Source organism: Streptococcus intestinihominis (genome assembly GCF_046824975.1).
Classification (GTDB): Bacteria; Bacillota; Bacilli; order Lactobacillales; family Streptococcaceae; genus Streptococcus.
Genome location: NZ_JBKQBL010000001.1, coordinates 631,216 through 645,177 on the forward strand (window position 1 = coordinate 631,216; position 13,962 = coordinate 645,177).

13 protein-coding genes and 1 tRNA gene are annotated in these 13,962 nt (G+C 37.2%); 8 read left to right on the forward strand and 6 right to left on the reverse strand.

What is annotated here, in order from left to right:
- Nucleotides 1-45: 45 nt before the first annotated feature.
- The 5 genes from ACLOR3_RS03130 to rlmH form a co-directional block, all read right to left on the reverse strand.
- A complete protein-coding gene (locus ACLOR3_RS03130) occupies nt 46-798 on the reverse strand; it encodes a response regulator transcription factor (RefSeq protein WP_154854253.1) in 753 nt (250 codons plus the stop codon).
- Nucleotides 799-2,124 (reverse strand): sensor histidine kinase, encoded by a 1,326-nt coding sequence (locus tag ACLOR3_RS03135; protein WP_229102101.1) that lies wholly within the window; start codon nt 2,122-2,124, stop codon nt 799-801.
- Nucleotides 2,124-2,255 carry a bacteriocin gene (locus tag ACLOR3_RS03140; RefSeq protein ID WP_195324273.1) on the reverse strand — a complete coding sequence of 44 codons (132 nt, stop codon included), beginning with the start codon at nt 2,253-2,255 and terminating at the stop codon, nt 2,124-2,126. The genes ACLOR3_RS03135 and ACLOR3_RS03140 overlap by 1 nt, the downstream gene beginning before the upstream one ends.
- A gap of 242 nt (nt 2,256-2,497) precedes the next feature.
- A tRNA-Arg gene (locus ACLOR3_RS03145) sits at nt 2,498-2,571 on the reverse strand.
- A gap of 44 nt (nt 2,572-2,615) precedes the next feature.
- Nucleotides 2,616-3,095 carry a 23S rRNA (pseudouridine(1915)-N(3))-methyltransferase RlmH gene (rlmH, locus tag ACLOR3_RS03150; protein WP_129269707.1) on the reverse strand — a complete coding sequence of 160 codons (480 nt, stop codon included), beginning with the start codon at nt 3,093-3,095 and terminating at the stop codon, nt 2,616-2,618.
- 201 nt (nt 3,096-3,296) lie between these two features.
- Between rlmH and htrA the strand changes: the two genes are divergently transcribed.
- From htrA to ACLOR3_RS03175, 5 genes are all read left to right on the forward strand, one after another.
- Nucleotides 3,297-4,475, forward strand: a complete 1,179-nt coding sequence (htrA, locus tag ACLOR3_RS03155) for a serine protease HtrA (RefSeq protein ID WP_411400206.1) — start codon at nt 3,297-3,299, stop codon at nt 4,473-4,475.
- Nucleotides 4,476-4,540: 65 nt separating this feature from the next.
- Entirely contained in the window at nt 4,541-5,302 is a 762-nt protein-coding gene (locus tag ACLOR3_RS03160; protein WP_195214272.1) for a ParB/RepB/Spo0J family partition protein, read from the forward strand.
- A 250-nt stretch (nt 5,303-5,552) separates the two neighbouring features.
- On the forward strand, nt 5,553-6,923 hold the full coding sequence (dnaA, locus tag ACLOR3_RS03165) for a chromosomal replication initiator protein DnaA (protein ID WP_048715111.1): 1,371 nt from the start codon (nt 5,553-5,555) through the stop codon (nt 6,921-6,923).
- 160 nt (nt 6,924-7,083) lie between these two features.
- Nucleotides 7,084-8,220, forward strand: a complete 1,137-nt coding sequence (gene dnaN / locus ACLOR3_RS03170; protein ID WP_006595327.1) for a DNA polymerase III subunit beta — start codon at nt 7,084-7,086, stop codon at nt 8,218-8,220.
- Nucleotides 8,221-8,283: 63 nt separating this feature from the next.
- Entirely contained in the window at nt 8,284-8,475 is a 192-nt protein-coding gene (locus ACLOR3_RS03175; RefSeq protein WP_129822612.1) for a DUF951 domain-containing protein, read from the forward strand.
- Nucleotides 8,476-8,510: 35 nt separating this feature from the next.
- On the opposite strand, the gene ACLOR3_RS03180 is transcribed toward ACLOR3_RS03175, so the two are convergent.
- A complete protein-coding gene (locus tag ACLOR3_RS03180) occupies nt 8,511-9,005 on the reverse strand; it encodes a DUF1307 domain-containing protein (protein WP_411400207.1) in 495 nt (164 codons plus the stop codon).
- A gap of 158 nt (nt 9,006-9,163) precedes the next feature.
- Between ACLOR3_RS03180 and ychF the strand changes: the two genes are divergently transcribed.
- The 3 genes from ychF to mfd form a co-directional block, all read left to right on the forward strand.
- Nucleotides 9,164-10,279 carry a redox-regulated ATPase YchF gene (gene ychF, locus ACLOR3_RS03185; protein WP_195324276.1) on the forward strand — a complete coding sequence of 372 codons (1,116 nt, stop codon included), beginning with the start codon at nt 9,164-9,166 and terminating at the stop codon, nt 10,277-10,279.
- Between the two features lie 60 nt (nt 10,280-10,339).
- The gene (gene pth / locus ACLOR3_RS03190; RefSeq protein ID WP_411400208.1) at nt 10,340-10,909 is read left to right on the forward strand and encodes an aminoacyl-tRNA hydrolase; all 570 of its coding nucleotides are present in this window, start codon (nt 10,340-10,342) and stop codon (nt 10,907-10,909) included.
- Nucleotides 10,902-13,962: transcription-repair coupling factor (gene mfd, locus ACLOR3_RS03195; protein ID WP_412036997.1), on the forward strand; the 3,061-nt coding region annotated here is incomplete at its 3' end. The genes pth and mfd, both read left to right, overlap by 8 nt.

Sequence of the window (13,962 nt, forward strand, 5' to 3'; positions counted from 1 at the left end):
GTCATTAACAGAACATATCCCATTATACCATCGATTCAAAAATTGTCAAGCCTTTTTCTGTATTTTATTTAATAATTCTTCGACCCTTTTCACCTGTGTACGAGAAACAGGGCAAGTTGTCTCCTCTTCTAACATCAAGAGTCTCTTGCGACGATCAAAACTGACAATCATTCTTTGATTCACTAGATAAGACTGATTAGGACTGAAGAAATGATTGTCCACATCTTTTTCAAGTATATCCTTGATAGTCCCTAAAAATTCCTTTTGAAAATTCTTTCCAACAAGTCGCAATTTGTGGGAAACTCCAGTTGTTTCAATGTACAATATATCTCGATATGGCACTCGAATTTCCATATTTTTGAAACTATACTCAAAGAAATCAATGATATTTTTATTTTCAATCACATTCTTCTTCAAGTAGAGAATACATTCTCTAATTTTTTCCTTAAACAAGTTTTCATTCAAGGTTTTTTCAATAAATTCAAGAGCTGATACCTTGTAACGATAGGTAATAGTAGCAAATTCCGATTTCGTCGTGATAAAGGCAATGATCGCAAAAGGATTGACCTCACGAATCATTTGAGCTGCCTTGATACCAGCTTTTTCATCCCCTTTGATATCAATGTCAAGGAAGAAAAGCTGATGAAAATCACCATTGGTTAGATATTCCTTTAGTTCAGTTATTTTACTGGTGGAAACAATATTTAATCGTAGGCCTTCCTCCTCAGCGATAGCTTTCACATGTTTCTCTACTCGAACTTGTTGAGAAATTTCGTCCTCTAGCAATACAATATTCATCTATCTTCCTTTCTCTCCAATAACTAAGCTCTGCGTAAATCTTCCATTGATCAACTCTGTCTCTAGAAAAATAGCAGCATATTCTCCAATAAGCTCTTTTACAATCGCAAGGCCCATTCCTCTACGATCCCCTTTAGTTGAAAATCCTTTTTCATAGAGCTTATTCCAATTAATCGGTTCATCAGAAATAGAGTTCTTTATGATCAGATGCACTCCATTCGGCATATTAAAAATCGCTATTTGAACTTCTTTTTCTTGACTCATTTTAGCAGCTTCAATAGCATTATTGACTAAAATTCCAACAGTTCGTACGAGATCCAACAATCTCATTGGAACCTTTTCAATAATATCTTCTGTTTCAAAGGTTAGTTTGACACCCATTTCCTCCGCATAGATCCATCCCCTACTTAGGATACTTCTCAAAGCAGAATCTCGAATATTTCCTAGGTCAAATCCTGTATATTCTTCTTTTTGGAGTTGGCCGTAGCATTCCTCAAGAACATCTCTTTGAATTCGTTTAATATCCTCAATATTTTCTTCCTCAATCGCTAAATTTAAGGAAGTGATAATATTGCCAAAATCATGACGAAAACCTTTTAATTCTAAATAGAGGCCTTGAATTTTATTCATATACTGCTCCATTTGGCGCTGTTCGAACCTCTTTTGCTTCAACTCCATTTTCTTTTCATAACGATCTCGAACCGTCTTCATTTGAACCATGGTTCCGATAAATATCAAGAAGCAAATCGTTGCTACCATGCTACCAAAACTATTGAAATGAGCAATATCACTTATCCAATGAGAAGCATTCAATACTAAGGTTAAAATAAGATAACTAACAATCAATTGTTGGACAAATTTCTTAAAAACCCGCTCTTTAAAATAGAGAAGATTCACTTCGAGAATGGCAATAATTCTCGTAATAATAACAATCGATAAAACTGAAATAAGAGTAACAAAAAATATAGAATAATAAGTTACTATGTAATCTCCAGTTATAGACGATAAAATTACTGATAAAAAAGTATCTGTTGTCTCAAAAGCTAGATAAATAAACAGAGAATATAAAATTGCAAAAAAATGGTCATATCTACAGAAGAATCTATAGTACGCGTAAAAAAATAGAGGATAAGCTAAAATAAAGAAAGCGTATAAGAAATCTAATTCAAAATATCCTAAAATATAAGATATCACATAAAGTAAAGTAGAAATGATTAAAATTAAATAGAATTTTGAATGCTTATGTTTTAATTGTCTATCAATTAATGGATAAGATAAAATCAAGGGTAATCCAATGAGAATAAAATACACATAATTCATGGACATTATTTTTTACCTTTTTTAAATAAATCTCTAATAATAATTTTTGAATGTTTATCCCCTCCACAAATTTGCTGCAATTCTTTTTCTGTAAGAACCTTAAATGCTTTAGAAACTGTCGATGGATTGTTTTTCATAAAAAAAATCTCCTTATAATTTATTTGATTATTAAATTATTAAATTTAATATACATAAATTTTAGTAAAAAATCAAAAGCTTTTTTAACATTTCCGCTATTTGGTTCATTTTTACAGCTATTTGGAACAAAAAATCTAGTTTTTACAATTTTTTTATCCCATCTGTTTAGAAAAAATCTAGTTTTTTAAAAAACTAAGTAATAAAAAAACGTGATTTCTGTAAAAATCACGTTTTTTTATTTTGATCCCAGCAGGATTCGAACCTGCGACCGTTCGCTTAGAAGGCGAATGCTCTATCCAGCTGAGCTATGAGACCAGATGTCTTTTTATTCTATCAGAAAATAGGAGGAGCGTCAAGATTCATTTATGGTAAGGACTTCCCTGTTGAATCATAAATGCCCGGTAGATTTGTTCGATTAAAACAAGCTTCATCAATTGATGGGGAAGGGTTAACTTTCCAAAACTCATAAGTAAATTCGCTCGTTTTTTAACTGCTGGGGACAAACCTAGACTTCCTCCAATCACGAAGGTAATTTCAGAATACCCTCGTACAGTGACCTCTTCTAAGGTTTGACTAAACTTCTCAGATGGAAATTGTTGCCCTTCAATCGCTAAGGCAATCACATACTCACGATCTCCAACTTTAGCTAGTATACGATTTCCTTCTTTTTCCAGGATTTGCTGGTTTTCTAAATCACTGGCTCGATCAGGAGTTTTTTCATCCGGCAATTCTATCAATTCTAGCTTCGTAAACCGCCCCAAGCGTTTCGTATATTCGGCGATTCCATCTTTTAAATACTTTTCTTTTAATTTTCCAACTGTTACAATTTTAATTTTCATATTCATATTCTAACACAAATGAACTTATACACAAGTCTTCAACAAATAGACCAGCATCTATCTTTCAAAAAATGGCTCTATATTCACGTTTTTCACACTTATACACAGTTTTCCACAACTTGTGGAAAAAATTTCCATTTTAAGTTATAATTAAGAAACTAGGTCTATACTTTTCCATAATTGGAACAATAGGAGAAAACTATGAAACAATCATCAAATTTTCTAAAAAAAATTTTGCAACTTTTGCTTGTTCTTGTCATTGGGTTTACTGGAGGAATCTTAGGAACCTTAACCTCTTTCCAGTTTACCAAAGGGAATTCTACAAATTCTAGCCAAGAAATAAAATCTACCAAAGTCAATCGTGCTTATAAGAATACAACATCAACTAGTGAAGCCGTTGATAAGGTTAAAAATGCTGTTGTTTCTGTTATTACCTACGCTGAAACTTCTGAAAAAGGCTTCATCAATGGAGAAACAGATTCTGATCCAGAAGTGGCTAGTGAAGGTTCAGGAGTTATCTATAAAAAAGATGGTAAAGACGCTTATCTAGTAACCAATGCTCACGTGTTGATGGGAGCAACAGAAGTCGATATTCTCTTTGCAGACGGAAATAAAGTTTCCGGAGAAGTTGTCGGTTCTGATACTTTCTCAGATATTGCGGTTGTTAAAATCAGTTCAGATAATGTTACGACTGTGGCTGAATTTGGAGATTCATCTAAGTTGACTGTTGGAGAGACCGCAATCGCTATTGGTAGTCCTTTAGGAACAAAATTTGCCAATTCCGTTACCCAAGGGATTGTTTCTAGTCTCGGACGTACTGTGAAGCTCAAATCAGAAGATGGCCAAAACGTATCTACAAAAGCGTTACAAACGGACGCTGCCATCAACCCAGGGAATTCTGGTGGTCCCCTTATCAATATTCAGGGACAAGTCATCGGAATTACCTCAAGTAAAATCTCTTCAAATGGCCAAACTGCGGTTGAAGGAATGGGATTTGCTATTCCTATAAATGATGTGCAAAATATTATTGAACATTTAGAAAAAAATGGTAAAGTCATTCGTCCAGCTCTTGGAATTACCATGATGGACCTGGCTAACCTATCCTCTTCTGATCTTAGCCAATTAGACATTCCAAGCAAACTCAAAGGTGGAGTTCTTGTCCGCTCAGTCGAAAATGATATGCCGGCATCCAAATATTTGCGTCGATTAGATATCATTACAAAAATCGATGATACAACCATTGAATCAACTGCGGATTTACAATCTGCCCTCTATTCTCATCAAATTGGTGATAAAATTAAAGTCATTTTCTATAGAGATGGTAAGCAAAAAACAGCGACCATTGAGCTGACAAAATCTACAGAAAATCTTGGAAATTAAGTAAATTTACAACAGTGTCAACACACCTTTACGAAATTGTAAAGGTGTGTTATGCTATATACATCATGGAAAAAATTGATATTATTGACATAAGGCAAATACGAACCAATCCTTTTCAACCTCGTCAAACCTTTGTACAAGAGAAATTAGAAGAACTCGCAGCTTCAATCAAAGAAAATGGATTAATCCAGCCCATTATTGTTCGAAAATCTCCGATTGTTGGTTATGAACTACTTGCTGGAGAAAGACGCTACCGAGCAGCTCAAATGGCTGGTTTCAAAGAAATCCCTGCGATTATAAGAGAATTATCAGATGATGACATGATCAAACAAGCCATTATCGAAAATTTACAAAGGGAAGATTTGAATCCAATTGAAGAGGCCGAATCCTACCAACATCTTATTGATAAAGGGGCTACCCATGAAGAAATTGCACAATTTATGGGAAAATCTCGTCCTTACATCAGCAACATGGTCCGTTTACTTCATCTCTCACCAGCTGTCAAAGAAGCCATCAAAAATGATCAAATTTCACAAGGACATGCCCGCATTTTAGTTCCTTTAAAAGAAGATCTACAAATCTATTGGTTGGAACGAACCCTGAAAGAAGGACTAAGCGTTCGTAGTTTGGAAGAAAAGGTTGGTCAAAAAAAGAAAAGGCCAAGTAAAAAAGAGAAAGAACTCTTTTTAGCACAGGAAGAAAACAGATTAAAAAAGATGCTGGGAACCGAAGTAGAAATCCGTCTGACAAAACAAGAAAAAGGTAGTATTCATATTTCATTTAACAACCTTGATGAATACCAACGAATTATTAACAGTCTCAAATGAGGCTGTTATTTTTTATAGCACAATTAACAGATTTATCCACTTCTTTAAAACTCCTCCTTACTTGATATTCCTACTTTCTTCTTTCTTATCCCCAACTTGTGGAAAACTTCTACACACATTGGGGATAACTATTCACATATTGTGGAAAAAGCTCTTTTTTATTCCCTTAGAACAAGTTGTGGAAAACTCCCTTCTTTTATGATAAAATAAGAAAAACATAGCAAGTAAAAAATGAATAGGAGGGCGATAAGTGTCAAGAGAAGAAACATTCTGGAATCGTGTGATTGAATTAAGTAAAAAGACATTTAAAAAAGAAATCTTTGACTATTTTGTCCTTACATCAAGACTCATCAAAGTCGATCAACAAGAAGCCGTTATTTATTTAGATGCGGAAGTAAAAAAATTATTCTGGGAAGAGAATATGACAAAGGTGATTTTGACTGCTGGATTTGAAATTTATGCAGTAGAATTAACCATTTCCTATCAATTCAATCTTGAAGAGGAGGAAGAAGAAAAAGAGTTTATTCCCCTTTCAGAAATGAATAGAGACTATGCAGTGAGCCATGCTCCGATAGTAGATTTGCCTCCTATCCAAACAGGATTAAGAAAGAAATACACCTTTGATAATTTTGTAAGTGGAGATGGAAATCAATGGGCTTTGGCTGCCGCTTTAGCAGTTTCTGAAAACCTTGCTACAACTTATAATCCTTTATTTATCTATGGAGGACCCGGTTTAGGTAAAACGCATTTGCTCAACGCGATTGGGAATCAGATTATGGAAAACTACCCAAATGCTCGAGTAAAATACATCCCAGCAGAATCCTTTATCAATGAATTTTTAGAGCGTCTTCGCCTCAATGATATGGATACCTTTAAAAAAACCTATCGAAACTTGGATTTGCTCTTAATTGATGATATTCAATCGCTTGGAGGAAAAAAGGTTACAACTCAAGAAGAGTTCTTTAATACCTTTAATGCTCTTTATGGGGATAATAAGCAGATTGTCCTAACCAGCGATCGTAGTCCTGATCATTTAGATAGCTTAGAAGAACGTCTAGTCACGCGCTTTAAGTGGGGCTTGACGCAAAATATTACACCACCAGATTTTGAAACTCGAATCGCTATTTTGAGAAATAAAATCGAAGACCTGGACTTTACTTTCCCGGATGATACACTCGAATACCTAGCAGGTCAATTTGATTCTAACGTCCGAGACTTAGAGGGTGCGTTGAATGATATCTCTCTTGTGGCAAGAGTTAAAAAAATCAAAGATATTACAATAGATGTCGCAGCTGAAGCCATTCGAGCTCGTAAGAATGAAGCCTTACAAATTACAGTGATTCCTATTGAAAAGATTCAAACGGAAGTTGGAAAATTTTACAATGTCAGTGTCAATGAAATGAAAGGCTCTCGACGGGTTCAAAATATTGTCCTAGCTCGACAAGTAGCTATGTACCTCGCCCGCGAGATGACCGACAATAGTCTTCCTCGTATCGGTCGTGAATTTGGAGGAAAAGACCACACAACGGTCATGCATGCTTATGAAAAAATCAAAGGGATGATCGAAATTGATGACAATCTCAGACTTGAGATTCAAACCATCAAGAAAAAATTAAAGTAATCCCATGTGGACAATCCTAGAAAAACTCGCTTATTTTTCCACATGTTGTGAACAAGGCACTTTTCAAGTCCTGTCTGGCTTTAGAAGAGTTTTCCACATGTTCCACACACTCTACTATTACTATTAACTTACTAATACTAAAATAATAAAAGGAGATCTCATGATCAATTTTTCTATTAACAAGGCTTATTTTCTACAAGCTTTAAATACGACAAAAAGAGCCATTAGTTCAAAAAATGCAATTCCAATCTTATCCACTATTAAGATTGATGTCACTTCTGAAGGTATTACTCTCATTGGATCAAATGGACAAATTTCAATCGAATACTTTATTTCTGTTAAAGATGAAAATGCAGGCCTTCTAGTAACGACACCAGGTGCTATTCTTTTAGAAGCAACTTTCTTTATCAATGTTGTGTCCAGTCTACCAGATGTCGTTTTAGATGTGAAAGAAATCGAACAAAAACAAATTGTATTAGTTAGTGGAAAATCAGAAATTACCCTTAAAGGGAAAGATGCAGAACAATATCCTCGCATTCAAGAAATTTCAGCCAGCAACCCTCTAACGCTCCCAATTCAAACCTTGAAGAAAATCATTTCTGAGACAGCTTTTGCAGCAAGTACCCAAGAAAGTCGTCCGATTTTGACAGGAGTTCATTTTGTTCTTTCTGATCACAAGGAATTAAAAACGGTGGCAACGGATTCTCATCGAATGAGTCAAAAAAATATTACCCTTGAAAAAAATGGGGATAACTTTGATGTTGTGATTCCAAGCCGTTCTTTACGCGAATTAACGTCTGTCTTTTCAGATGAGATTGAACAGGTTGAAGTCTTCTTTGCCAATAACCAGATTTTATTTAGAAGTGACAATATCAGTTTCTATACACGTCTGTTGGAAGGAAACTATCCAGATACGGATCGCTTGATTCCAACAGAGTTTAGTTCGGAAGTAACCTTTAAAGTTGCTCATCTTCGCCAAGCCATGGAACGGGCCCGCCTGTTGTCTAATGCTACTCAAAACGGTACTGTTAAATTAGAAATCGCTAGTGGGGTTGTTTCTGCCCACGTCAATTCTCCTGAAGTAGGGCGCGTGAATGAAGAAATTGATACAGAAGCAGTTTCTGGAGATGATTTAAACATCAGCTTTAATCCAACTTATTTAATCGACGCTTTGAAAGCCATTGAAAGTGAAAAAGTCGTCATTCGCTTTATCTCTGCAGTTCGTCCCTTTACATTGGTACCAGCAGAGGAATCTGAACGCTTCATTCAATTAATTACACCAGTTCGGACCAATTAAGGGCCAAAAGCTAGCATTGAACAGGCTAGCTTTTCGTCTTCTATGTTGATGAAAGGAAAATCCATGTATCAGGTCGGTGATTTTGTAGAAATGAAAAAACCCCATGCTTGTATCATCAAAGCAACAGGGAAAAAAGCCAATCGTTGGGAAATTCGGCGAGTAGGGGCAGATATCAAAATTCGTTGTAGCAATTGTGATCATATGGTCATGATGAGCCGTCATGATTTCGATCAAAAATTAAAAAAAGTATTGTAAAAGGTTCAGTCATCTAGGTGACTGAACCTTTTGTATTATTTTAATTCTTCAAATTTTCCATCTTTTACTTCTTTGAAGCCATTAGATTTAAAGGTTTTAAGTGTTGTCTTGTAGCCAATGTAATCAACATTTTGATTTTCTTGTGCAGCAATTAACTGATTTTCTTGTAATTCTTTTAAATCTGCCTTGGTATAATCGATCTTTGTTTTCTCAATAACATAGTCATCCTTGTATTCTGCAGAGTGTGAGAATCCTTTGACATCTTTGAATTTTTTATCGTATTCATCAATAACTTTTTTTAATTGTTCTTTTGGCAATCCTGTACCTTCGTAATAGATAACACTTGTAGAATCTGTACTTAGAATTTTATCCCCCTGATATTCAACAATGACACGAATGTCTGTTTTCTTATCTTGGTTAATTAATTGAAGGTAACCTTTTTTTGTACTTTGTCCACAAGCTCCCAGAAGAAAGAGAGTAAAGATAGCTAAAAGAGGCAGAAGGATCGATTTAATTGATAGTTTTTTCATGACGAAAACTCCTTTATTATTATTGGTTTGATTATACCATATTCTTATGGAATTGGACAGGTGACTGTTAGTTTTAAGGGAGAGCATTTTTTCATCATCTTGTGCTTTGAATTATGTTATAATAAAAGGGATTGAAATGTGAACGGAGAAGAAGAAAAATGGCTTTAACAGCAGGTATCGTTGGTTTGCCAAACGTTGGTAAATCAACCCTATTTAACGCAATTACAAAAGCAGGAGCAGAGGCTGCAAACTATCCCTTTGCGACCATTGATCCAAACGTTGGAATGGTAGAAGTTCCAGATGAACGTCTCCAAAAATTAACGGAAATGATCACTCCTAAGAAGACAGTGCCGACAACCTTTGAATTCACAGATATTGCAGGGATTGTAAAAGGTGCTTCTAAAGGGGAAGGTCTGGGTAATAAATTCTTGGCCAACATCCGTGAAGTGGATGCTATTGTCCATGTGGTACGTGCTTTTGATGATGAAAATGTCATGCGGGAGCAAGGGCGTGAAGATGCCTTTGTCGATCCACTAGCAGACATTGATACTATTAACCTAGAGTTGATTTTGGCTGACCTAGAATCTGTGAATAAACGCTATGCGCGTGTGGAAAAGATGGCACGTACGCAAAAAGACAAGGATTCCGTTGCAGAATTTAACGTCCTTCAAAAGATTAAGCCAGTTCTGGAAGATGGGAAGTCAGCTCGTACCATCGAATTCACAGACGAAGAACAAAAAGTTGTCAAAGGTCTCTTCCTCTTGACTACTAAACCAGTTCTGTATGTAGCGAATGTGGATGAGGATGTGGTTGGAGACCCAGAATCGATCGATTATGTGAAGCAAATTCGTGAATTTGCAGAAACAGAAAATGCAGAGGTAGTGGTGATTTCTGCGCGTGCGGAAGAAGAAATTTCTGAATTAGACGATGAAGATAAAAAAGAGTTTCTTGAAGCTATTGGTTTGACAGAATCAGGTGTGGATAAATTGACTCGTGCAGCTTACCATTTACTTGGACTTGGAACTTACTTCACAGCTGGTGAAAAAGAAGTTCGCGCTTGGACTTTCAAACGTGGTATGAAAGCTCCTCAAGCAGCTGGAATCATCCACTCTGACTTTGAAAAAGGATTTATTCGTGCTGTGACCATGTCCTATGATGATTTGGTCAAATACGGTTCTGAAAAGGCTGTAAAAGAAGCAGGACGCTTGCGCGAAGAAGGAAAAGAATATGTTGTCCAAGACGGGGACATCATGGAATTCCGTTTCAATGTTTAAGAAAGATGTAAAGGTTGGAAAAAATATTTCCAACCCTTTTAGTGTTTTGAAAGGAAAGAGATGACGAAATTAATTGTTGGATTGGGAAATCCAGGTGATAAGTATGTTGAAACCAAACACAATGTAGGCTTTATGTTAGTTGATCAAATTGCAAAGTCTTTAAATCTTACTTTCTCCCATGATAAGATTTTTCAAGCTGATATTGCCTCAACATTTTTAAATGGCGAAAAGGTCTATTTTGTAAAGCCAACCACTTTCATGAATGAGAGTGGCAAGGCCGTGCACGCGCTTTTGACCTATTATGGCCTAGAGGTGGAAGATTTGGTCGTTATTTATGACGACTTGGATATGGAAGTCGGCAAGATTCGTCTTCGTGCCAAAGGATCTGCTGGAGGTCATAATGGAATTAAATCAATTATTAATCATATTGGAACTCAGACCTTTAATCGAATCAAGATTGGCATTGGAAGACCTAAGCAGGGCATGTCAGTAGTCCACCATGTCTTAGGAAAATTCGATCAGGATGATTATGCCACCATCCTCCTTGCTATCGACAAATCAGAGGAAGCTCTTCGCTTTTATTTAAAAGAAGGGCAGTTTGAAAAAACAATGCAACAATACAATGGATAAATATAAGACACTGGTTGATCTATTTCAACAGAATAAAGATATCAGAAAATGGCAACAAGACCAGCAAAAAAGAAGTCGCTCTCTTCTACTAGGACTGTCTTCGTCTACAAAAGCTATTACCATGGCGACAGTTGTCGAAGACGGACACAAGGTCTTGGTCTTGACCTCTTCCCAAAATGAAGCAGAACGGCTCGCCAGTGATTTATTGGGATTATTAGGCGAAGAAAAGGTCTATCTTTTCCTCGGAGATGACAATCCTTTGGCAGAGTTTGTCTTTGCTTCCCAGGAACGGGTCTTTTCTCGTCTGGAAGCTCTGGATTTTCTTTTAGCTCCAGAAAAAGAAGGGATCGTCATTGCCAATGTAAGTGGTAGTCGTTTGCTCTTACCTAATCCAAAGACTGTCAGCTCTATGATTCAATCTTTCTCTGTTGGAGAAGAAAAAAATCTGACAGAGTTGAAAGATACCCTCCTGGCCATGGGCTATCAAAAGGTTTCACAGGTAAGCCAACAGGGAGAGTTTAGTCTTCGAGGGGATATTTTAGATCTTTTTGAAGCCAGTCAAGATTTCCCTTATCGACTAGAATTTTTTGGAGATGAGATTGATGGCATTCGGACTTTTTCTCCAGAGACTCAACGTTCACTAGAAAATCTAGATGCGGTAACAGTTCATCCAGTTAGTGATATGTTACTAACTAAAGATGATTTTTTAAGAGGACAGAAGAATCTAGAAAATCTGATTCAAAAAAGTCCTCATCCAGAGCTAAAATCCTATTTGACTGAGATTCTCACAGAAGCGCATCACCAGCGTCTCCATGCAGATAGTCGAAAATTTCTCTCTCTTTTTTATCAGCAAACCTACACTCTCTTTGATTACCTCCCCAAACATGCTCCTCTTTTTTTGGATGATTACCATAAAATCATGGATCAGGAGGCGCGGTTTGATGTAGAAGTTGCTAACCTTTTGACAGAGGATCTACAAAAGAGTCGCTCTTTCGCTGAAGCCCAGTATTTTGCGGACAATAGCGCACTCTTACGCACTTATAAACCAGCTTCTTATTTTTCAAATTTTCAAAAAGGCCTGGGAAATCTGCGATTTGATGCCCTCTATTCTTTTAACCAATACCCCATGCAGGAATTCTTCAGTCAGTTCTCTCTTTTAAAAGATGAAATTGACCGTTTCCGTAAACAAGACTACACAGTCATTCTTCAGGTGACGAGTAAACAAGGCCTCCACCAGTTACAAGAGCACTTGAGAGACTACGGGATCCAACTGGATTATCTTGCACCCGATCAGCTTCATCCAGGACAGAGCCAGTTGATCATTGGTGGGTTGGCGCGTGGTTTCCACTTTGTGGATGAGAAGATTGTCCTGATTACAGAGACAGAAATCTTCCAGAAAAAGGTTAAACGAAAGATTCGTCGGCAAACTATTTCTAACGCGGAGCGGTTAAAAAACTACAATGAGTTGGAAAAGGGAGACTACGTTGTTCACCAGGTTCATGGAATTGGTCAGTATTTGGGACTAGAAACCATTGAAATTTCTGGCGTCCATCGAGACTACGTCTCCATCCAATATCAAAACGGAGACCGGATTTCCATCCCTGTGGATCAAATCCAGATGCTGTCCAAGTATGTTGCGAGTGATGGCAAACCTCCTAAAATCAACAAACTCAACGATGGTCGCTTCCAAAAGGCTAAACAAAAGGTCCGTCAGGAAGTAGAGGATATTGCAGATGATCTGATTCAACTCTATGCAGAGCGAAGCCAATTGCAAGGCTTTGCCTTTACTCCAGACGATGAGAACCAAGAAGCTTTTGATCAAGCTTTTCCCTATGTTGAAACAGATGATCAGATTCGCTCTATCCAAGAAATCAAGAAGGACATGGAGTCTTCAAGCCCTATGGATCGCCTCTTGGTTGGAGATGTGGGTTTTGGGAAGACAGAAGTTGCTATGCGAGCAGCCTTTAAAGCTGTTAAGGACCATAAACAAGTAGCCGTATTAGTTCCGACAACAGTCCTAGCTCAACAGCATTATGCCAATTTCAAAGAACGCTTCGAAGCCTTTCCAGTAGAAGTTGATGTCTTGAGTCGTTTCCGTAGTCGTGCTGAGCAAAAAGAAACCTTGGAAAAACTAAAAAAAGGCCAGGTCGATATCCTGATTGGTACCCACCGCCTTTTATCTAAGGATGTGGAATTTGCGGATCTCGGTCTTATCGTGATTGATGAGGAGCAACGGTTCGGTGTCAAACACAAGGAAACTCTCAAGGAGTTAAAGAAAAAAGTCGATGTCTTAACCTTAACGGCAACGCCCATTCCTCGTACCCTTCATATGTCTATGTTGGGGATTCGGGATTTGTCCGTTATTGAAACCCCGCCGACCAATCGTTATCCTGTTCAAACCTATGTCTTAGAAACCAATCCAACCATTATCCGAGATGCTATTCGTCGGGAGATGGATCGGGGAGGTCAGGTTTATTATCTCTACAACAAGGTAGATACCATTGAGCAAAAGGTTTCAGAACTACAAGAATTAGTTCCAGAAGCCTCTATTGGGTTTGTCCATGGACAGATGAGTGAAGTGCGGTTGGAAAACACCTTGATGGACTTCATTGAAGGTGAGTATGATATTTTAGTTACAACCACTATCATTGAAACAGGTGTGGATATCCCCAATGCCAATACCCTCTTTATTGAAAATGCCGACCATATGGGCTTGTCTACCCTTTACCAATTGCGAGGCCGGGTTGGACGAAGCAATCGCATTGCCTATGCCTACTTGATGTACCGGCCGGACAAAACCTTGACAGAAGTTTCTGAAAAGCGTCTTGAAGCCATTAAAGGATTCACTGAATTGGGGTCTGGTTTTAAGATTGCTATGCGAGATTTGTCTATTCGTGGTGCCGGGAATATTTTAGGGGCTTCTCAATCTGGTTTTATCGATTCCGTCGGATTTGAAATGTATTCACAGTTACTCGAAGCTGCTATTGAGAAGAAACAAGGAAAAGAGAAAAAACGCCAAAAAGGAAATGCGGAGCTCAATCTCCAAATTGATG